Origin of the sequence: Aldersonia sp. NBC_00410 (genome assembly GCF_026342035.1) — a bacterium.
Taxonomy (GTDB): domain Bacteria; phylum Actinomycetota; class Actinomycetes; order Mycobacteriales; family Mycobacteriaceae; genus Aldersonia.
The window spans coordinates 368,873-389,875 of the sequence record NZ_JAPENM010000001.1; the positions used below are offsets into that span (position 1 = coordinate 368,873).

19 protein-coding genes are annotated in these 21,003 nt (G+C 68.4%); 12 read left to right on the forward strand and 7 right to left on the reverse strand.

Going from position 1 to position 21,003, the window contains the following annotated elements; translation table 11 throughout:
• The first annotated feature begins 15 nt into the window (after window positions 1-15).
• The 4 genes from OG921_RS01720 (at window position 16) to OG921_RS01735 (ending at window position 6,545) form a co-directional block, all read left to right on the forward strand.
• Window positions 16-882, forward strand: a complete 867-nt coding sequence (locus OG921_RS01720; protein WP_266110604.1) for a phosphatidylcholine/phosphatidylserine synthase — start codon at window positions 16-18, stop codon at window positions 880-882.
• A 10-nt stretch (window positions 883-892) separates the two neighbouring features.
• Window positions 893-3,070 carry an AAA family ATPase gene (locus OG921_RS01725; protein WP_266110605.1) on the forward strand — a complete coding sequence of 726 codons (2,178 nt, stop codon included), beginning with the start codon at window positions 893-895 and terminating at the stop codon, window positions 3,068-3,070.
• A 100-nt stretch (window positions 3,071-3,170) separates the two neighbouring features.
• On the forward strand, window positions 3,171-5,231 hold the full coding sequence (locus tag OG921_RS01730; protein ID WP_266110606.1) for a hypothetical protein: 2,061 nt from the start codon (window positions 3,171-3,173) through the stop codon (window positions 5,229-5,231).
• A gap of 54 nt (window positions 5,232-5,285) precedes the next feature.
• Window positions 5,286-6,545: a serine protease gene (locus OG921_RS01735; RefSeq protein WP_266110607.1), complete on the forward strand. Its 1,260-nt coding sequence runs from the start codon at window positions 5,286-5,288 to the stop codon at window positions 6,543-6,545.
• A gap of 102 nt (window positions 6,546-6,647) precedes the next feature.
• On the opposite strand, the gene OG921_RS01740 is transcribed toward OG921_RS01735, so the two are convergent.
• The 4 genes from OG921_RS01740 to OG921_RS01755 all read right to left on the reverse strand — a co-directional run bounded on the left by OG921_RS01740 (window position 6,648) and on the right by OG921_RS01755 (window position 8,992).
• The gene (locus OG921_RS01740; protein WP_266110608.1) at window positions 6,648-7,400 is read right to left on the reverse strand and encodes an isocitrate lyase/phosphoenolpyruvate mutase family protein; all 753 of its coding nucleotides are present in this window, start codon (window positions 7,398-7,400) and stop codon (window positions 6,648-6,650) included.
• Window positions 7,401-7,445: 45 nt separating this feature from the next.
• Window positions 7,446-7,913: a hypothetical protein gene (locus OG921_RS01745; RefSeq protein WP_266110609.1), complete on the reverse strand. Its 468-nt coding sequence runs from the start codon at window positions 7,911-7,913 to the stop codon at window positions 7,446-7,448.
• Between the two features lie 83 nt (window positions 7,914-7,996).
• Window positions 7,997-8,578, reverse strand: coding sequence for a hypothetical protein (locus OG921_RS01750; RefSeq protein ID WP_266110610.1), 582 nt, complete (start codon window positions 8,576-8,578; stop codon window positions 7,997-7,999).
• A gap of 3 nt (window positions 8,579-8,581) precedes the next feature.
• Complete coding sequence (locus tag OG921_RS01755; RefSeq protein ID WP_266110611.1) at window positions 8,582-8,992, reverse strand: NUDIX domain-containing protein; 411 nt, start codon at window positions 8,990-8,992, stop codon at window positions 8,582-8,584.
• 117 nt (window positions 8,993-9,109) lie between these two features.
• Between OG921_RS01755 and OG921_RS01760 the strand changes: the two genes are divergently transcribed.
• The 8 genes from OG921_RS01760 (at window position 9,110) to OG921_RS01795 (ending at window position 17,537) form a co-directional block, all read left to right on the forward strand.
• Window positions 9,110-11,929 carry a Na+/H+ antiporter subunit A gene (locus tag OG921_RS01760; protein ID WP_266110612.1) on the forward strand — a complete coding sequence of 940 codons (2,820 nt, stop codon included), beginning with the start codon at window positions 9,110-9,112 and terminating at the stop codon, window positions 11,927-11,929.
• Complete coding sequence (locus tag OG921_RS01765) at window positions 11,926-12,492, forward strand: Na(+)/H(+) antiporter subunit C (RefSeq protein ID WP_266110613.1); 567 nt, start codon at window positions 11,926-11,928, stop codon at window positions 12,490-12,492. The genes OG921_RS01760 and OG921_RS01765 overlap by 4 nt, the downstream gene beginning before the upstream one ends.
• Window positions 12,489-14,111, forward strand: coding sequence for a Na+/H+ antiporter subunit D (locus OG921_RS01770; protein ID WP_266110614.1), 1,623 nt, complete (start codon window positions 12,489-12,491; stop codon window positions 14,109-14,111). Before OG921_RS01765 ends, OG921_RS01770 begins: the two co-directional genes overlap by 4 nt.
• Before the next feature lie 22 nt (window positions 14,112-14,133).
• Window positions 14,134-14,688 (forward strand): Na+/H+ antiporter subunit E, encoded by a 555-nt coding sequence (locus OG921_RS01775; RefSeq protein ID WP_266110615.1) that lies wholly within the window; start codon window positions 14,134-14,136, stop codon window positions 14,686-14,688.
• Window positions 14,685-14,969: a monovalent cation/H+ antiporter complex subunit F gene (locus OG921_RS01780; RefSeq protein ID WP_266110616.1), complete on the forward strand. Its 285-nt coding sequence runs from the start codon at window positions 14,685-14,687 to the stop codon at window positions 14,967-14,969. Before OG921_RS01775 ends, OG921_RS01780 begins: the two co-directional genes overlap by 4 nt.
• Window positions 14,966-15,304, forward strand: a complete 339-nt coding sequence (mnhG, locus tag OG921_RS01785; RefSeq protein WP_266110617.1) for a monovalent cation/H(+) antiporter subunit G — start codon at window positions 14,966-14,968, stop codon at window positions 15,302-15,304. Before OG921_RS01780 ends, mnhG begins: the two co-directional genes overlap by 4 nt.
• Window positions 15,305-15,357: 53 nt before the next feature.
• Entirely contained in the window at window positions 15,358-15,888 is a 531-nt protein-coding gene (locus OG921_RS01790; RefSeq protein ID WP_266110618.1) for a hypothetical protein, read from the forward strand.
• 146 nt (window positions 15,889-16,034) lie between these two features.
• Window positions 16,035-17,537 (forward strand): PepSY domain-containing protein, encoded by a 1,503-nt coding sequence (locus OG921_RS01795; protein ID WP_266110619.1) that lies wholly within the window; start codon window positions 16,035-16,037, stop codon window positions 17,535-17,537.
• Between the two features lie 25 nt (window positions 17,538-17,562).
• On the opposite strand, the gene OG921_RS01800 is transcribed toward OG921_RS01795, so the two are convergent.
• From OG921_RS01800 to OG921_RS01810, 3 genes are all read right to left on the reverse strand, one after another.
• A complete protein-coding gene (locus tag OG921_RS01800; RefSeq protein WP_266111027.1) occupies window positions 17,563-18,939 on the reverse strand; it encodes a phosphatase PAP2 family protein in 1,377 nt (458 codons plus the stop codon).
• 102 nt (window positions 18,940-19,041) lie between these two features.
• Window positions 19,042-20,190, reverse strand: coding sequence for a glutamate--cysteine ligase (locus OG921_RS01805; protein ID WP_266110620.1), 1,149 nt, complete (start codon window positions 20,188-20,190; stop codon window positions 19,042-19,044).
• 29 nt (window positions 20,191-20,219) lie between these two features.
• Window positions 20,220-20,927, reverse strand: a complete 708-nt coding sequence (locus OG921_RS01810) for a superoxide dismutase family protein (protein WP_266110621.1) — start codon at window positions 20,925-20,927, stop codon at window positions 20,220-20,222.
• Between the last annotated feature and the right edge of the window lie 76 nt (window positions 20,928-21,003).

Genomic DNA, 21,003 nt, shown 5'->3' on the forward strand with positions numbered 1-21,003 from the left:
CCCGCGGGAGGTTTCGTGAACGCACGCGAGCGACCGACACGGCTGCTCAACACCGGCCCGGTGCGGCTACTGCCGAGCGTGGTCACCATCCTCGCGCTGTGTGCGGGGCTGTCGGCGGTGAAGTTCGCACTCGAGGGTGAACTCGGCGTCGCGCTCGCGATGACCGGCGCCGCCGCCGTCCTCGACATGCTCGACGGACGGATTGCCCGACTGCTCGATGCCACGAGCAAAATGGGCGGCGAACTCGACTCCCTGGCCGACGCGATCTCCTTCGGCGTCGCCCCCGCCCTGGTGCTGTACGTGACGCTGCTCGACGGCAGCAGTGCGGGCTGGATCATCGCCCTGCTCTATTCGGTGAGCATCGTGCTGCGACTGGCCCGGTTCAACACCCTGATCACCGATACCAGCCGGCCCGGCTACACCCAGGAATACTTCGTCGGTGTGCCCGCGCCGGCGGGCGCGTTGGTCGCGCTGCTGCCGATCGCGCTCTACGAGCAGTTCGGCGACGGCTGGTGGGCCTCGTTCCCCGCGGTCGCGGCCTGGACGGTGTTCAGCGCGGCACTGATCGTCAGCCGCATCCCCACCATGGCGATGAAGTCGGTGGCTGTCCCGCCACAGGCGGCCGCTGGACTCCTCGTCCTCGTCGCGCTGGCTGCCGCGGCCCTCGTCACGTTCCCGTTGATTCTGCTGATCGTGCTCGACGCGCTGTACCTGCTGCATATTCCGTTCGCGGTACGGTCGCAGCGCTGGGTCGCCGCCCGGCCCCAGCATTGGGAAAGCAAGCCCTCGGAGCGACGGGCCGAGCGGCGCGCCATCCGTCGCGAACCGGGCGCCCGACGTTCGGTGGCCCGGCTCGGGCTACGCCGTCCCGGCGGTCGGTAGCGTTGCCGACATGGCGGAACTCGCGCTCACCGCGCGGCTCAACACCTCGGCGGCCGACACCCGTCGCGGCGTGGTCCGGCTGCACCCCGAGGCACTGACCGCACTCGGGCTGCGGGAATGGGATCCGATCGCGATCACGGGCGCTCGACGGACCGCGGCCGTCGTCGGCCTCGCCGGATCGGGGACCCCGAGCGGGACCGCGCTGCTCGATGACGTGACGCTGTCCAACGCCGGCCTCAAGGAGGACGCGACCGTCGTGGTCGCGCCGGTGACCGTGTACGGCGCCCGATCGGTACGGGTGACCGGCTCGGCGCTTGCCACCGGGTCGATCCCGTCCGCCACCCTGCGACAGGCGTTGCTGGGCAAGGTGGTCGGCGTCGGCGACGCGGTGTCGCTGCTGCCGCGCGACCTCGGCCCCGGCACCAGCACCGCTGCCACCACGCAGGCCCTCTCGCGTACCTTCGGCGTCGCCTGGACGACCGAGTTGCTCACCGTGGCGGTCACCGACCCGGCCTCGGTTCCGGTCAGCGTGCAACCGAACACGTCGGTGGAATGGGGTACGGGCCCGGTGCGGCCCGCGCCGGGCGCGACCGCGAACCCGGTGGCGCCCAGCCTGCCGCCGGTGCGCAGACCGACGCTGAGCGTCGACGAACTGGTCGGGGTCGGCACGCAGGTCGCGCGCCTGACCGAATGGCTCACGCTCGCCCTCGACGAGCCGGAACTGCTGCGCACGCTCAACGCGCCCGCCAGACTCGGCGTTCTGGTCACCGGGCCCGCCGGGGCGGGGAAAGCGACGCTCGCCCGGGCCGTGCTCGGCGGGCGGCACGTCGTGGAACTCGACGGCCCGACGGTCGGCGCCGCGGAAGCCGGTGCCCGACTGCGTGCCGTCAGCGAGGCCGTCGCCACCATCGCCGGCGGCGGCGTCCTGCTCGTCACCGACGTGGACGCGCTGCTGCCCGACGATGCCGAACCGGTCGCGACGCTCATCCTGGAACAGTTGCGGGCCGCGATGACCGGCCCGGGCGTCGCCTTCATCGCGACAACCGCGCACCCGCAGCAGGTCGATGCCCGGCTGCGCGACCCCGACCTGTGCGACCGCGAACTGACAGTGTCGTTGCCCGATGCCGGGATTCGGCGGTCACTGCTGGAGGCGCTGCTGCGGCGGGTCCCCACCGCGAAACTTGTTCTCGATGAAATTGCTTCCCGAACACCAGGATTCGTCGCCGCCGACCTGGCCGCGCTGTGCCGCGAGGCCGCGCTGCACGCGGCGGCGCGGGCAAGTAAATCCAAGACGGACCCGATCCTGCGGCAGGAGGACCTCGTCGCAGCGCTCGACGTGATCCGGCCGCTGTCGCGTTCGGGCACCGAGGAACTCGCCATCGGCAGCGTAACCCTCGATGACGTCGGCGACATGGTGGCCACCAAGCAGGCACTGACCGAGGCGGTGCTTTGGCCGCTTCGCCATCCGGACTCGTTCGCCCGCCTCGGAGTCGACCCACCCCGCGGCGTGCTGCTGTACGGACCGCCCGGCTGCGGCAAGACGTTCCTGGTACGAGCGCTCGCGAGCACCGGGCAATTGAGTGTGCACGCGGTCAAGGGCGCCGAATTGATGGACAAATGGGTCGGCGCCTCGGAGAAGGCGGTGCGCGAATTATTCCAGCGCGCCAGGGATTCCGCGCCGTCACTGATCTTCCTCGACGAGGTGGACGCGCTTGCGCCACGGCGCGGGCAGAGCGGCGATTCCGGAGTCGGGGACCGCGTGGTAGCCGCGCTGCTCACCGAACTCGACGGCGTCGAGCCGCTGCGCGAGGTGGTGGTGCTCGGTGCAACGAACCGCCCCGAGCTGATCGACCCGGCACTACTGCGCCCCGGCCGGCTCGAGCGCCTGGTGTTCGTCGAGCCGCCCGACGCCGACGCGCGCCACGAAATCCTGCGCACCGCAGCGCGTTCGGTACCGCTCGCCGACGATATCGACCTCGCCGCGCTCGCCGCCGACCTCGACGGCTACTCCGCCGCCGATTGTGCCGCGGTGCTGCGCGAGTCGGCGCTGGCCGCGATGCGTCGCAGTGTGGACGCGGCGACCGTCACCGCCGCCGACGTGGCATCCGCGCGCGGCGCGGTTCGACCGTCGCTCGACCCGGCTCAGGTGGCCGCGCTGCGCGCCTACTCGGACAACCGCTCCGGCTGAGCCGGGGGTGCGGCGATTCGAGTAGCGCACTACTCGCGCCCAACCCGCCGGCCCGGCGTTGACTGGTCATACCGAAACCCCTGCGAGCAGGTGAGCAGTCATGGCGACACCAACGAACGTGCCGACCGGCAGCAAGACCAACGGAGGCGGCAGCGGCGTCGCGCAATCTGTGCAGCGCCAGCCGCATCCAGCGCTGAGCAAGTTGCGCAATGCCACACCGAAACGTCTGCACGTAACCAACTCCCGTGATCAGTGCATCGTCTTCGCACCGCTCGAGACGCGCGCACTCGACGAATTCGTCCAGGACTGGCCGTGGGACGAACTACTGCGACGCGGACTCGTCACCCGGAACACGACAGAAGGTCACCCCACCGCGGGCCAGGCCCGTCGGCGCCCGCGCAAACGAGAGCAAGCCAAAGCGAATTCGGAGCGAAGCTCAAAAAGGCTGTGGCGACGAATCTGGGCCTGGGTGCGCCGCGACAAGTCGTCCCCAGAGACCGTCGGGGACGGGCGAGCGAATCAGGCCGAGCAGGCGCCACAGGACACCGCGGGGCGCACTGACAAGGACGCCGTCGACCGCTCCAGCGGAGAAAAACAACGCTCACGGCGCGGTGTGCATCTTGCGGCATTGTGGAGCATTCTGCTGATCAGCGTCGGCGCACCGATCATCGCGTACTTCGCGCATCTGATGCCGTCGCGATCGCCCGGTGTGGCGATCTCGTTTGTCGCAATCGCGACGATGCTGCCGGGACTTTTGTTCTTTCTATTCGATCGACAACGACTCAGCACACTGCGGGACAGATTCGAGCGGCAGATCTTCCGACTCGACCCCAATGTCGAGACCCTCGCCGACGTCGAGGCTCGGTACGGCAGCCAGATGGACGAAGTGTTCTTCCCCCGCAATGCGATGACAACGACCGTCAACGCCGCCCAACGACTGTGGCCGATTGTCATTGCGACCGAGGTCATCGCACTCGGGTGGATCATGTCCATTCACCCGAGCACCGAGCAACTCCAAGCCAAGGCCCCCGAGGGAGGGGCGACGCCGTACCTCTATGCCTATCTGGACAACCCGCTCTCCTTCGCTTTCCTGGGTTCATACTTCTTCTCGCTCAATATGTGCCTGCGTCGGTACGCGCGAAACGATTTGCGCCCCAAGGCTTACAGTGCAATTACGGTGCGCGTGATCACGGTTGTCGTGCTCGCCTACCTGCTGCAAGCCATTGTCGGAGAACAAGAGTCGGGACTGTACAAGGGCATTGTGCTGCCGCTCGCGTTTGTGGTGGGTGTGCTTCCGGAAACCGCGATGGTGCTCCTCCGCGATCGCGTGCAGGGATTCGGGCAATTTGCGGTGGCGACAAACCAGCTCGAGGAGCAGCTTCCGCTCACCGAGCTCGAGGGAATCGACCTCTACGACCGCGCGCGACTGATCGACGAGGGTGTGAGCAATATCGAAGGCCTGGCTCATCACGATTTCGTGGACCTGCTCCTGGAGACCAGGATTCCGGCCGGTCGCCTCGTCGATTGGGTCGATCAGGCAATCCTCGATCTGCACCTGCGCAAGGGACCGATCCGCGGTGCCACACCTTCGGGCACCGACACCAAGGATCGCAAAGCTGCCAAGGCCGACGCTGCCAAGGCCAAAGCTTCCGAAGCTGCCGAAGCTGCCGAATTCTTGGTGGTTCGCAATAGGCTCCGTGCGTTGGGTGTCCGCACTGCCACCGACCTGATTGCGTCCGCGAGGACGCGCAAACATCGACGACTGCTCGGACGAGCGTTCGCCCGGTCGTTTGAATCAGACGAAACTGGGATGGACCGACTGAACATCTTCCTCGCCACAATCTGTGACGACGAATGGATGAGCTACGTTCAAAGTTGGCGCAGCAGCGTGGTTCGCGACTTGCATATCACCCTCGACGACAACGGCTTCGTGACCGAGTGCGAGCACGACGGGCGGGATGATTCGATGTCCAACGGCCAAGCCGGCCGGCGTTCGGTGGCCGGCGGCGCCGGCCACCGGTTCGACTCACCGGCACCGCGGTGCGCCGAATTCGCCCGCCGGTCCGCTGAGCGCCGCCCACCGCAGGGACAGGAAAGTTTCGGCCCTGGACCGCAAGTGGGCGCGCAAGTGCGTCATAAGTCGATGCCAAGCGAACGCTAAGCGCACCCCGGTTTCCTGTTGTGGACACGCCCCCACCACACCGAAGGATCTCCGATGTCAACCGCAATGCAGAAGTTCGCAACCGTCGCCGCAGCGCCCGCGCTCGCCGCCGCCGGCCTCGCCCTCCTCGTGCCGAGCACCGCGCAGGCCGAGGACACCACCACCGTCAACGACAGCGTCAAGTCGTCGGTGGTGCAGATCTATGCCGAATGGACGGGCTACCTGCAGGTGCCGCCCACGGCCGACGATCCACAGGGAATGTGGCTCGGACCGACGACCGTGAACTCGAGCTGCAGCGGCTTCTTCGTCGACCAGACCGGCTTCATCGCGACCGCCGGGCACTGCGTCGACCCCGACGGCAGCGACGTCAAGGAAGCGATCCGCGCCCAGAGTCTGGCCGATCTCGCCGCGAGCGGCGGGTTGTCCGACTCCGAGCTCGAGACCGCCACCGAGGTCGCCAATGCCCAGCAGTGGACCGTCGAAGGCAAGGACAACGGCGCTCCGATCGAGCGGCATATCGAGGTCGTGCAGGCGCCCAACACCGACGGCACGGTCGTGGACAGCTGGACCACCGCGCAGGTGGTGACCTTCCAGAAGTTCGAGGACGGTGACAACGCGTTGCTGAAGCTATCCGGCGTGCCGGAAACGACGCCACTGGTCGTCTCGGCCTTGGCGCCCAAGGACGGCCAGGACCTCACCGCCGTCGGCTTCCCGGCGAACATCGCCCGCGCCACCGACATGACCCGGGTGCAGCAGCCGTCATTCAAGTCCGGCACCGCGTCCAGCCAACAGGTCAGCGAATCCGGCGTGGCGGGCACCGAGATCAACGCCGACCTCTCCGGCGGCATGTCCGGCGGCCCCACTGTCGACGCCGAGACCGGCGAGGTGCTCGGGGTGAACTCCTATCTGCTCACCCAGGGCAGCCAGCAGAACTTCAACTTCATCACCAACGCGCCGGCCTTGCGTTCGTTCCTCGCCAGCAACGGCGTGCAGCTCGCCGAGGCGCCGGCACCGGAATCGGGCACGCCGGTGTGGATCTGGGGTGCCATCGGCGGAGCTGCGGCAGTGCTCCTCGCGGCGATCACGGCAGTGATCCTGCGCGTGCGCCGCAAGGCCGACCCGGCGCCACCGTCCCATGCGCCCATCGGTTTCGGACCCCCCGTCGGTTCCGGACCACAGCAGCCGACCGGCGCGGCTCCCTACGGTTACCAGCCGCAACCACAACCGCAGTGGGTCGCGCAGTACGGCGGCCAGCCGGTCGGCTACGCGCCGCCGGGACCCGGCAACGCCCCGAGCACGCCGGTCGGGCGCTAGACGCCATCAGCAGTAGCACCACCGCCCACTTTCCGGCGATGCGCGCGGGATCCCGCGTGATCGGCCGAAAAGTGGGCGGTGTGTGTGCCGGTGCCTATCCGGCTATTTCCACCGCGCGAGCAACCGCTGTGCCTCGGTGGCGAGCGCGGCCTGCAGGAACGGCCCGAAGCTGATCCTGCCGACGCCCGCGGCGGCGAACGTCGCCGGATCGTCCTCGCCGGGCAGCGCGATCGCATTCACCGGCAGCGGCAGTTCGCCGGTCAGCCGGCGCAAGGTCGCGTCGTCGTGCCGTCCCACCGGGTACAGGACATCGGCGCCCGCGTCGGTGGCGAGCTGCAATCGTGCGATTGCGCGATCGACCCGGTCCGATGCATCCCCGTCACCGCGCAGGAACAGGTCGGTGCGCGCGTTCACGACCAGATGGACGCCGGCCGCGTCGGCCGCCTGCCGCAGTGCACGAACCACATCCGCGTGTTCCTCCGGGGACCGCAGCCGACCGCCCTCACCGTGCACGGTGTCCTCGATATTCAGCCCGACTGCGCCTGCGTCGAGGAGTCCTTCGACCAGTCGGGCGGGTTCCTCGCCGTAGCCGGACTCGATGTCGATCGAGACAGGCACGTCGACGGCAGCGGTGATGTCGCGGACCCGCCCGAGCAACTCGTCGAACGTCATCCCCTCGTTGTCGGCGCGACCGAGTGAATCGGCGACCGGATGACTGCCGACCGTCAGCGCCGAAAATCCCGCATCGGCAGCCAAATTGGCCGACCACGCGTCCCACACGGTCGGCAACACTGCGGGCGCACCCGGGCGGTGCAGGGACAGGAACGTTTCGGCCTTGGCGCTCAACGAGGTCATGCCACGATCATTGCGCGCTTCCCCCGGCAAATGCCAGAGCCCGGGTCAGCGGCAGAACTGTGCCCCATAGCCGAAGTTCTGCCCGGTGATCGCAACCGACGGCGGCCAGTAGTAATCGCCGCTGCGCCGGTCCTCGGGCACGTTGTTGAAGATCACCTGTACGCAGGCCACGCCCGGGCTGTCGGCGACGGTGACGAGCGCACCGGGACGGAAGCCGACCGGACCGACGACCACCGGCGGGAGATCCCGATATGCGCGCAGCGCATTCGCCGCGAGGTCGGTCTCGGACTGACTGAGGCTGACGGCGATATCGTTGCGCGTCTGGTTGTACTGCAACAGATTGCCCGCATTGTCGGTGATGTAGATGTCACCGAGCATCGGCGCGATGATCGCCTTGTTGACCGGTAGGTCGCCCGCCGGCGCGTACATCACGTCGGCGGTCGCGGCGCCCGCGCCGACAATCGCACTGGCACAGCCCGCCAGGCCGAGAAAAGCGATCCGCCTGAATTTCATTCGTTCCCCTTTGGGTCCCGACCCTGAGGCTGGTTCGTCAGGGTCTTCATCGTCGGCTGCCGGAATTGGTTACGAAAGAGCAACTACCCGGGCTTCTCATCGACATCGAGAAACGCGCGGCCGCGCTGACTGATCCGGTAACCCACGTCGAGACTTTCGGTGAGGCCGAGGTTCTTCAACCGCCGCACGCGCAATTTGAACGCGGGCCGGTCGATTCCGGCGGCGGCGGCAAGCTCGGTGGACACGACCTCCGGATGCGCGGCGATCAAGTGCAGATACCGCCGCGTCCAGGGTGCCTCGGCAGCCTTGTCCATCCGGTCGAGGCGGGTGCGCAGATCGACGACTTCGGCGTTGTCGAGGTCGGCCGACGCCCGCAGCGCACGCCGCGGATCCTCGCCGCCATACCGCAGTTCGATCCGGTAGAGGGTGTTGCCGTGCGCCTTCTTGTCGACCAACTTGCGGAGCTTGTCCGCGTCCTCGAACCCGGCGGCCTTCGCGTCGGCGGCACTGATCGTGTCGACCTCCTCGACCGACACGATCTCCACCACACCGCGGGCATTGCGGATCGTCGACCCCGGCCGCACCCGTGGCTGCGCCCACCGGCGGAACGCCAGTGTCACCCGCCCCTCGGCGATCGCGTCGATGGTGGCCGGCGGGATGAGCATCGGCTAGTCCACCAGCCCGAGTTCGGCAAGTCTGCGAAACACGAGCATCGACCCGGGCGCGACGTGCGGCATGGCCGCGTACTCGGCAACGGTGAAGTACCGCAGCTCCGCGATCTCGCTCGTCGGAGTCGGCTCGTCGGTCAGTTCGGCGACGAAACACGTCATGTGCAAGTGCGTACCCGACGGATGACCGTAGGCGGGGGCCTCGAACACGCCGAGTTCGCAGAGGCTGTCGGCCAGGATTCCGGTGTCGAGTTCCTCACGTACCTCCCGATACAACGCGTCGGTCGCGCTCTCACCCGGATCGATTTTTCCGCCCGCCATGTAGAACGCCGGGTTGCCGACCGAACGGGTCTGCAGCAGCCGCCGATCGCGCATGTACGCGAGCGCTGCGGTGCGGATCTCGCTGGGCACAGCGCCGAGACTACGACCACATCGGCGTCTCTCGTAGGAGGCTCGGCGAACCCGTCAACGTAGGATGACCGAGCAACACCCCGCCGAGCCCAACCACCGACGACGGAGTGCTCCCGCTTGCTCGTGATCCTGATCGCCCACGCGATTGCCGCACTACTGGCACCGGTCTGCATACGGATCCTCGGACGCAACGCATTCCTTCTCCTGGCTCTGGTTCCGCTCGCCTCGCTCGGTTGGGTCATCGCGAATTGGGGCGACGAGCGCACGGTCTCCACCGAATGGGTGCCGAGCCTTTCGATGAATTTCGATCTGCGCTTCGACTCCCTCGCCGGCATCATGTCGCTGCTCGTGCTCGGCGTCGGCACCTTGGTGCTCGTCTACTGCGCGCGATATTTCGAAGACGACGAGCCCCGCCTGGGCATCTTCGCCGCCGAAATGGTGGCGTTCGCCGGCGCGATGTTCGGCCTGGTCACCAGCGACAACATGGTGCTGCTCTACATCTTCTGGGAGATCACCACCGTGCTGTCGTTCCTGCTGGTCGGGCACGCGTCCGAGCGGGCAACCGCGCGCCGCGCCGCATTGCAGGCGCTGCTGGTGACCACCGCGGGCGGGCTGGCCATGCTCGTCGGCATCATCATCCTCGGCGAGTTCTCCGGTAGTTACCTGCTCTCCGACGTCATCGCCGCAGCCCCGCGCGGGTGGCTCGTCGACGTCTCGATCGTGCTCATCCTGATCGGCGCACTGAGCAAGTCCGCAATCGTGCCGATGCACTTCTGGCTGCCCGGCGCGATGGCCGCCCCGACCCCGGTCAGCGCCTACCTGCACGCGGCGGCGATGGTGAAGGCCGGCATCTACCTGGTCGCCCGGCTGGCGCCCGGGTTCGCCGACGTCGCGCCGTGGCGGCCGATGGTGCTCACCCTCGGTGTGGCGTCGATGCTGCTCGCCGGCTGGCGCGCCCTGCAGGCCAACGACCTCAAACTGCTTCTCGCGTTCGGCACCGTGAGTCAGCTCGGCCTGCTGGTCCTGCTCGTCGGCCTCGGCACACCTGATGCGGCGCTGGCCGGCATGGCGATGATGCTCGCGCACGGCATGTTCAAGGCCGCGCTGTTCATGGTGGTCGGCATCATCGACCACGCCACCGGCACGCGTGACATGCGCAAACTCGCGCACCTCGGCAGGCGCGCCCCGTTACTCGCCGCGACCGCCGCACTCGCTGCGGCCAGCATGGCCGGGCTGCCGCCACTGCTCGGCTTCGTCGCGAAAGAGGCGGCGCTCGATTCGGTCGGCAGCAACGACGTGCTCTCCCGCGGTTGGACCGCGGTCCTGCTCGCCGGCGTGGTGCTCGGCTCGGTGCTCACCGTCACCTACAGCATTCGGTTGATCTGGGATGCGTTCGGTGACAAGGGGCGACCGATACCGAGTTCGGCGGTCGAAAACCTGCACCGGCCCGGCCCGCTGCTGCTGTCGATGCCCGCGGTGCTGGCGCTGGGCGGGCTCGTCGGCGGTCTCGCCGCCCCCGCCGTCGATCGGCTGATCGCGCCGTACGCGCAGACCCTGCCCGGCGAGCTGAACTACCACCTCGCGCTGTGGCACGGCATCGGCCTGCCGATCGCGCTCACCGTCATCATCGTCACCGGTGGCGTGCTGGTGTACCTGCGGCTGGAGGGCATTACCCGGTGGCGGCGCCGCAGCTGGCTCGGCAACGCCGATCGCGGCTACGACCGCGCCCTCACCGGCCTCGACGCGGTGTCGATGGCACTGACCCGATTCACCCAGCGCGGTTCGCTGCCGCTGACCCAGGCCACGATCCTGACCACCTTCGCGCTGCTGCCGACGATCCTGCTGCTGGTCGGTGGTGCCCGGACCCAGGTGGACATGCGGCTGTGGGACTCCCCGATTCAGGCTGCGGTCGGCGCGATCATCGCGGTCACCGCGATCGGCACCACCGTCATGCGAAACCGGCTGGCCACGGTGCTGCTCGTCGGCGTCACCGGGTACGGCTCGGGCGTGCTGTTCGCGGTACACGGGGCACCCGATCTGGCGCTGACTCAGTTCCTCGTGGAGACGCTGACCCTGGTCATCTTCGTGCTCGTGCTGCGGAAACTGCCCGCCGAAGTGGACGATCGCGGGGCGGCACGATGGCGCCCGGTGCGCGTCGTCCTCGCCGTTGCGGTCGGTGCCGCGGTCACCGCGCTCGGCGCCTTCGCGGTCAATGCGCGCTCCGCCGTGCCGATCTCGTTGCGCCTGCCGGATGCCGCCTACCACCTCGGCGACGGTAAGAACGTGGTGAACGTGCTGCTCGTCGACATTCGCGCCTGGGACACCCTCGGCGAAATCTCGGTGCTGTTGGTGGCCGCGACCGGCGTGGCGTCGCTGGTGTTCCGGCACCGCAGGTTCGGCTTGGCGCCCCGCGTGTCCGACGCTCCACCCGACGACGTCACCTCCAGCACCGACGCGGTCACCTGGTTGCGCGGCGGCGACCTGATCCCCACACGGCACCGGCTGCTGATCCTCGAGGTCACCACCCGCCTGGTCTTCCCGACGATCATGGTGTTGTCGGCGTACTTCTTCTTCAGCGGCCACAACGCACCGGGCGGTGGCTTCGCCGGCGGGCTCACCGCCGGCCTCGCGCTGGTGCTGCGCTACCTGGCCGGCGGGCGCTACGAGCTCGGTGAGGCGTTGCCGATCGAGGCCGGGCACATCCTCGGTGTCGGTCTCATCTTCGCGGCAGGCACCGCGGTGACCTCGATGCTGCTCGGCGCACCGGCGCTGTCCTCGGCGACGATCGAGGCGACCCTGCCACTCATCGGCGACATCAAGCTGGTCACCGCGCTGTTCTTCGACTTCGGCGTCTACCTGATCGTCGTCGGTCTCGTCCTGGACGTGCTGCGCAGCCTCGGCGCACGCCTGGACAGCCCAGAGGAGGCCAACCGGTGAGCGCGAACCTCGTATTGCTGATGGTCGTCGGCGTGCTCGTGGCGTGTGGCGTCTATCTGGTCCTCGAACGCAGCGTGACGAAGATGCTGATCGGCCTGATCCTGATCGGCAACGGCGTGAACCTGCTCATCCTCACCCTCGGCGGCCCCGACGGCTCGCCGCCCATCGTCGGCCGCGGATCCGCGGTACGCGACACCATGGCGGACCCGCTCGCCCAGGCGATGATCCTCACCGCGATCGTGATCACGATGGGCGTGGCGGCGTTCGTGCTCGCACTCGGCTACCGGGCCTTCACGCTGACCACCAAGGACACGGTCGAAGACGATCCCGAGGATCTCAAGGTGGCCGCCCGGCGGTCGCGCGCCGAGGCCCCCGACCGCGACCGCTCCGACGACCCCGAGACCGGCGATGCCACCCCGCTCGGCGACGCGTTCGACGCGAATGGCAACCCGATTCCGCTCGATCGGATCCCCAGTCGGGAGGACATCGAGGGGTACGAGGACCTGCACACCGGTGGCCTGGCGCGCAGCCGGATCTCGCGCAGCGGGGACGATTTTCGATGACACTGCCGAACAGCCTGATCACCACGCTGGTGCCGCTGCCGGTGCTCGTCCCGTTGCTCGCGGCCGCGGTCACCCTCGTGCTCGCCCGCCGCCCGCGCACGCAACGTGTTGTCACCGTCGGCGCGCTGTGTGTGGTGGTCGCCGTCGCCGTGCTGCTGCTCTACCTCACCGACCGAGACGGCACGACCGCGCTGCAGGTGGGTGGCTGGAACGCGCCGATCGGCATCACGCTGGTCGCGGATCGGCTCGCCGCCCTCATGCTGGTGGTGTCGTCGACCGTGCTGCTCGCCGTCATGGTCTTCGCCGTCGGCCAGGGCGTGCGCGACGGCACCGAGGATCAGCCGGTGTCGATCTTCCTGCCCACCTACCTGGTGCTGACCGCGGGTGTGTGCAACGCGTTCCTCGCCGGTGACCTGTTCAATTTGTACGTCGGGTTCGAGGTGCTGCTGGCCGCATCGTTCGTGCTGTTGACGCTCGGCGCGAGTCAGGACCGGGTCCGCGCCGGGGTGGGCTACGTGATGGTTTCGATGGTGTCGTCACTGATCTTCCTGTGCGGTATCGCGTTCGCCTACGCCGCGACCGGGACGCTCAACATGGCGCAGATGGCGCTCCGGATGGACGCCGTACCGGAGGGCATCCGGACCGCGATCTTCGCCGTGCTGCTCGTCGCGTTCGGCATCAAGGCGGCGGTGTTCCCGCTGTCGAACTGGCTGCCCGACTCCTACCCCACCGCGCCCGCCCCGGTCACCGCGGTCTTCGCCGGCCTGCTCACCAAGGTCGGCATCTACGCGATCATTCGCGCGCACACCCTGCTGTTCCCCGGTGGCGACCTGGACAACGTGCTGATGGTCGCCGGCCTATTGACCATGATCGTCGGCATTCTCGGCGCGATCGCGCAGAACGACATCAAGCGACTGCTGTCCTTCACCCTGGTCAGCCACATCGGCTACATGGTCTTCGGGATCGCGCTGTCCACCACCGCGGGGCTGGCCGGCGCGGTCTACTACGTCGCGCACCACATCATCGTGCAGACCGCGCTCTTCCTGGTGGTGGGTCTGATCGAGCGCCAGGCCGGCTCGTCCTCGCTGCGCCGACTCGGCGGACTGGCCGCGAGCCCGGTACTGGCGTTGCTCTTCCTGATTCCCGCGCTGAACCTGGGCGGCATCCCGCCGTTCTCCGGGTTCATCGGCAAACTCGCCCTGCTCGAGGCGGGCACCCAGCAGGCGAGTGTGCTGGCCTGGGTGCTGGTCGCGGGCGGCACGGTGACCAGCCTGCTCACCCTGTATGCGATTGCCCGGGTGTGGACGAAGGCATTCTGGCGGCCGCGCGGTGACGCCCCGGAGGGCGAACTCGCCGACTCCGCCCCGTCGGCGCTGATCGACGAATCCTTCGACATCGACTTCGCCAAGCGTGCCGATGTCGGCCGGATGCCGGTGTTCATGCTCATCCCGACCGGTGCGCTGATCGCCGTCGGTCTGGCGCTGATGGTGTTCGCCGGGCCGATAATCGGATACAGCGACCGCACGGCGGTGGACCTGGAGGATCGGTCGATCTACATCGACGCCGTCCTCGGTCCCGGCTACACCGAACAGGTCGACGCGGTAGGAGGGGAGCCATGACACCCGTGCCGGAGGCACAGCCATGACACGATCCCGGCTCGTCCAGCTCGGCGTGTTGCTCTGGTTGACGCTGGTGTGGTGCTGGCTGTGGGGTCACGTCTCAGTCGGCAACATCCTCGCCGGACTCGTCGTCGGCCTGATGATCATGGTGCTGCTCCCGCTCCCGCGGGTTCCGATTTCCGGCCGAATCCATCCGTTGTCGTTCCTGAAGCTGGTCGGTCTGGTCATCTACCTCTCGCTCGAGTCGAGCTTCCAGGTGGCCTGGCTCGCCGTCCGACCAGCGCCACCGCCGGTCACCGGGGTGCTGCGCATCCGACTGGCCATCCAGTCGGACCTCGTGCTCGTCCTGTGTTGCGATGTGCTCAACGTGATCCCGGGGACGATGGTGATCGAACTCGACCGAGCGCGGCGCGTCGCCTACGTGCACGTGCTCAATGTCGGCAGCGACAAGGCAGTCGACGCCTTCTACACATCGACGAGGCGAATCGAACAGGCCTTCATCGACGCCTTCGAGCGTCCCTCGGAATGGCAGGGCCCGACCGAGATCGAAACGAGCGAGGAGGCGGGCACATCATGACAGTGGTGGCCATCATCGCCGGCGCGATCCTGCTCGTCGCGGCCGCCCTGACCACGTACCGGGTGCTTGCCGGGCCGAACACGCTGGACCGGCTGCTCGCCATCGACACGCTCGTCGCAGTCGCCATCTGTGGTCTGGCCGTGTGGGCCACGTGGAGCCGGGACACGACCGTGGTGCCCGCGATCGTCGCGCTGTCGCTGGTCGGCTTTCTCGGCTCGGCCAGCGTCGCCCGCTTCCGGGTGCGCGACGACGACACCCAGGACGAGGAGGTGCGGCGGTGATCGTGTTCGACATCATCTCGGGTGCGTGCATCCTCGTCGGGGCGGTGCTGGCGTTGACGGCGGCGGTGGGGATCGTCCGGTTCACAGACACGCTCTCGCGAATGCATCCGGCGACGAAACCGCAGGTCATCGGGATGCTCCTGGTGCTGACCGGCGCGGTGATCGAGCTGCGCGGCAATGTCGACATCTGGATGCTGGTGCTGGTCGGCCTGTTCGCGCTCGTCACCGCCCCGGTGATTGCGCACATGGTCGGCCGGGTCGCCTACCGAGAGCAGCGCGGGCGCGACGGAATGTTGGCGATCAACGAATTCGACGACCGGCCCGAGCTGGACTAGGACCGCGCTACCAGCCACCGTCGTCCGATTTCACGGCCGGTAGTCTTCCCGGCATGCAATCGCGCGGTGCCTTTGTCGCGCGGATGCGGGGTGGCTTCGTCGGCGCCGTGTCGGGCGCGGTCGCGATTGCGGCGCACGGCGCGGCCGGCGGTGGCATGCCGCCGGGCCAGGCGGCGATCGTCGCGCTGGTGCTGGCCTGCACCGCGGTCGGCGCGGTCGTCGCGAATGCCGGGATCACCGAGCGCATCGTGCCGTTCCTGCTGACGGTGCTCGCCGCCGGTCAACTGGTCGGCCACACGACGCTCGCGCTCACCGCCGACCATGCGCACGGTTCGCAGCTCGGCACGTCGATGATCGGCGCGCACGCCGCGGCCACCGTCGTCGCCGCCGCCCTTATCCGCGCCGCCGAACACGGCTGCGCCGCAGTGCTTGCCGCGCTGGCCCGCATTGTGGTGGCCATTCTCGCGCCGCTGCGGGTCCGAACCCCACTGTGGACGATGACGCCGCGCGAGCGCGGCACCCACGCGCTACTCCTGCTCACCGGCAGCGCCGACTTCACCCGCGGTCCACCGGCTCTCGTCTGATTCCCCCGTACCGCCTCGTCCAGCTTCGCGAGGCGGATTCTCGCGCTGCGCAGCCGGCTTCCGGCTTGCGCTGCGCGCCCAATTCGAGCCGACGCCGCCTGGTCTCGTACCCGTTGGTCGGCTCGCCGAATCGAATCGAGACATCAATGACCCTGTCCGAACTCGGCCGCGGTGATCTCGCCGCGGACTTCTCCCCACCGCCCGGTGGCGCTCCGCGACGCAGCCTCCGTCCGCTGATCCTGCGGCTGCACTTCTACGCCGGGATCCTTATCGCGCCGTTCCTCGTTGTCGCGACCATCAGCGGCGGTTTGTACGCGCTCGCACCGTCGTTGGAGAAGGTCGTTTACCGCGACTATCTGCACGTCGACTCGACCGGTCCGGCGGCGCCGGTCGCCGATCAGGTCCGCGCGGCGCAGTTGGTGCAGCCGGATCTGACGTTGAACGCGGTGCGTCCCGCCGCCCAGCCGGGTGACACCACGCGGGTGCTGTTCGACGACCCCAGCCTCGGCGAGTCCGAGCGCCGCGCGGTGTTCGTCGACCCCGTGACGGCCACACCGCGCGGCGATCTCGTTGTGTACGGAAGCAGTAGCGCACTGCCCATGCGGACGTGGATTTCGCAGTTGCATCGGCACTTGCATCTCGGTGAGCCGGGCCGCATCTACAGCGAACTCGCTGCGTCCTGGCTGTGGGTGGTTGCGCTCGGCGGCTGCTACCTGTGGTTCGTGCGCCACCGAACCAACCGCGCGCGCAACGGCTCCGCCGCGCGACTCTGGACATTGGACCGGTCCACGCGTGGACGGGCGCGGACGATGAACTGGCACGGCGTGGTCGGCATCTGGCTCGCGGTGGGCCTGGTGTTCCTCTCCGCGACCGGGCTGACCTGGTCACGCTTTGCCGGGGAAAACATCGGCGAATTGCGCACCGCGCTGAGCTGGACGACGCCGACGGTGGACACCACGCTCGGCGGAGGGCACGAGGGCCACGGCGGGATGGCGGCGACCGCCGGCGCGGAGCCTGCGCAGATGCAGGCCCGAATCGACGAGCTCGACGGGGTCCTGGCGCTCGCCGCTCGCAACGGGGTGAGCAACGCGGTGGAGGCGAGCATCCCGACCGATGTGCATACCGCGTTCACCGTGGCGGAGACGCGACAGCCGTGGCAGTTCGCCACGGACACCGTCGTCATCGATGGCGCGTCCGGCACCGTCACCGACGAATCCCGCTTCGCCGACTGGCCGTTGGCCGCGAAGCTGACCACCTGGGGCATCGGCCTGCACATGGGCATCCTGTTCGGCCTTGCCAATCAGATTGCGCTCGCGCTGCTCGCGGTGCTGTTGGTGACGGTGATCGTGCGCGGCTACCTGATGTGGTGGCGGCGCAGGCCGGTGCGGAGCGGCCGGCCCATCGGGCACAGGCCGGTGCGGAGCGGCCGGCCCATCGGGCACAGGCCGGTGCGGAGCGGCCGGGTGGTCGGTCGCCCGCCCGTGCGGGGCGGGCTGCGGCGGATCGGGCCTGCCCGGCTCGCCGGGGTGATCGTTGCGACGGTGCTCGTCGGCTGGTTCGTCCCGCTGCTCGGGCTGAGTCTGCTCGGCTTCCTCGCGGTCGATCTCGCGGTCGGGCATTGGCGGGCACGGTCGGCGGTCACGCCGTGACCTACCGACCCTGAACAGATTTCGCTCAGCGGCCGGTTCGTCGGAGGAGTTCGGCGGGCCGGCCGTTGGCGTGCAGACCGGTGCTGCGGCTGGGCGCGGCGCCCGAATCCAGCACGCCCGAATCCAGCGCAGCCGACTCACCGTCGTGATCACCGCTGGGCCACGGGCGCACGAAGAAGGTCCGGTAATACCCGCCGGCCAGCGCGGCGACCACGCCGACCAGCACGATCCCGGAAGGCAGCGGATACGTTGCGAGCGTGACGGAGAGGAAACGGTAGGACAGCAGCAGCCCGGCGAGCGCGATCACTCCGCCCCCGACCAGCCGGACCCGGAACCAGCCCCAGCCGCGTTCCGGGTCGCGCAACGCCGACTCGACCGTAAGACACAGCACCGCTCCGGCAAGGAGATCGACGCCATAGTGGTAGCCGAAACCCAAAGTCGCGCACAGTGTGCAGGCCAGCCACAGCGCGCCGCCCCACCGCAGCCACCAGGGCGCTCGTCCCCCGTCGATGTCGCGGCGCGAATGCAGGAACAGCGCCAGCGCCCACGCGGTGTGCATCGATGGCATGCAATTGCGGGGCGTGTACTCGTCGAACGGCATTGGTTGTGGTTCGCCCAGCGCCGGCAGCGTGTTCGGCCAGTAGTTGCCGACCTGGAAACCGTCTCCCTCCGAACCGAACGCGAAGATCGGACCCACGACCGGGAACAGCAGATAGATCACCGGCCCGATCAGGCCGAGGGTGAGAAATGTGCGGACGAGGTAGTGCGCGGGCCAGGTGCCGGTGCCGGCCACACGGCGCAGCTGCCAGATGGCGACCGCGATCGCTCCGACCGGCAGCTCGATATAGACCCAATGCAGGATGTTGTAACCGACCGGACCGATCGCCTCCACCGCGCGGCCGAGCAGCCAGGAGGGGTCGCCGAGGGCGCGATCCGTGGTCAGCGCGAATTGATCCCAGACGTTCGGGCGCGCCGACGCGGTGAAGTGCAGCCAGGTGTCCCCGATTTTCGTCGCGAGGATAAGCAGCGCACCTAGGCCCGCGGCATGCAACGCGTTGCGCCGTTCGGTGCCGTGCCAGCGCAGCCATGCGATCAGCGCAAGCGCGGTCAACACGATCGTGGGGCCGTTGCCGACGGTCAGCGCCCCGCCGAACAACACCCGCCCGGCGGCAAAGACGATGTCGATCGCCGCCGCGGCCGCGAGTGCGATCACCCGACGGCGCGCGCCGATACCGACCATGGCAAGCACGAGACCGGCCCACGGCACCGACGCCGACTTGGGCGTCGCGACGTAGTCGCCGGCAAGACTTTCGAGCGGCCCCTGGAAACCCGCCAGCGTCGCCGCCATCTGGACCCCGACGAGGAGCAGCGCGACACCCGCGAGCAGTAATCCGATCACCACGAACGACCGCGACCGCGTTTGCGGCACCCTCACCCGTTCGAGCAGCACCCGCCGATAGTAAACGGCCGCTTAACAACGTCCGACACTTGCTCTACCAAATGGTTACGAATCGAGTTCCGACACCAACGAATCGACCACCGCCACCAGGTCGCCGTTATTGGCCGCAGCCACCTGACGCTGCCGCTGATAGGACGCTCCACGCCGCGGGATGTCGGCCACGAGCCGCAGCTCATCCGCGCAGCCGAGGCGTGCGGCGGTCGGTTCGAGCCGGTTCAGCAGGTCGTCGAGGTCCTCTGTGATGAGGCGTTCGTTGCTCTCCGCGTCGACGATGACGATCGCGTCCAGGCCGTACCGCGCGGCGCGCCACTTGTTCTCCTGCACATGCCACGGCGGGATGCTCGGGAGCTGTTCGCCGGCCTCGAGGCGGCGGTCGAGGTCGACGACCAGGCAGTGGGTCAACGCAACGAGCGCGGCCAGCTCCGACCGGGTGGAAACGCCGTCACAGACCCGGATCTCGATCGTGCCCCACTTCGGCGCGGGCCGGATATCCCAGTGCATTCCGCCGAGCTGTTCGATGACGCCGGTCTTCATCTGGTCGCGCACGAATGCCTCGAACTCCGACCAGTTCGCGAACTGGAACGGCAGCCCTGCGGTCGGCAGCTGCTGGAACATCAGCGCGCGATTGCTTGCGTACCCGGTGTCGGAACCCGCCCACATCGGCGACGACGCGGACAGCGCCAGCAGATGCGGATACTGCAACAACAGCGAATTCAGGATCGGGAAGACCTTCTCGTGGTGCGACAAACCGACGTGCACGTGCACGCCCCAGATCAGCATCTGGCGGCCCCACCACTGGGTGCGTTCGATCAGCTCGTCGTAGTGCGGCGACTGCGTCAGCTGCTGCTTCGACCACTCCGCGAACGGGTGGGTACCTGCGCAGAACAGGTCGACACCCTGCGTCGATGCGGCGCGGCGCACGATGTCCATCGTCGCCCGCAGGTCATCGATCGCTTCGCCGACCGTATCGTGCACGCCCGTCACCAGTTCGACGGTGTTGCGCAGCAGTTCCTTGGTCAACGGCGGGATGCCATTGCGCGGCGGGAGGTCGCCGACCTCATCGAACACGGCAGCTGCGGTGTTGGAGAGGTCGCGCGTCTTCTTGTCGACGAGCGCGATCTCCCACTCGACACCGAGTGTGTGACGTGGCGACGCGTCGAAGTGGAGCCGTGGAACCGCGGATGCCTCGGTCATGCGACTCCCGTCGCTCGGCTCGTTGTCAGCTACTTGATGACGCCGCAGGCCACGCGACCCCCGGCGTCTCCGGTGCTCAACGTCGTCTGATCGGGTACCGGCGCGTTGTCGGGCAGCGCGTAGCGGGTCGGGATGTTCGCGAAGTTGTCGGCGTTCGCGTGCACGATCACGGCGTGGCCTTCGCCCGAGGTCAGGTCATCGAGGGTGAACGCGTCGGTGGTCGTGACGAGCGAGCCGGTGCCGTCTCCGCGCACCTGCAGCGAAGTCAGGTCACCGCTGGACGGATGACCGGTGTGGCCCTGCACCTGCAGATGACCGCCCGCCGAGAGGAAGTTCCCCGGCGCCCCACCCGTCGGGGCGACCGAATTCGGCTCGCACTTGCCGAACTCGTGGACGTGCAGACCATGGAAGCCCGGCTGCAGCCCACTCGCCTCGACCTTGATCTCCAGGTAGTCGCCGTCCTTGGTGAACGTCACCGTGCCGACGGACCTACCACTCGGATCCTTCAGCTCGCTTTCGACCGACGAGGCCGCTTGGTCACTGCCTGCGGCGGCGCCCTCGGTTCCGCTAGCGCCGGGCGCGGGCGAACCGGTCCACACCGGTGGTGTCGTCCCCGCGACGTCGCTCGGCTCCTGACTGTTGGAGCACGCCACGAGTCCGAGAGCCGCAACCGCGACGATCGGCGCCGCAAGGCGAACGGTGTTGCGACGAACACGGGACCGGGCCGGGGAAACCATCAACCGCTCCTAGAAAGAGACGACAAGGAAAGAGCTGGCAAGCAAGTCGGAATGATCATAGACGCGGGGGCCGGCC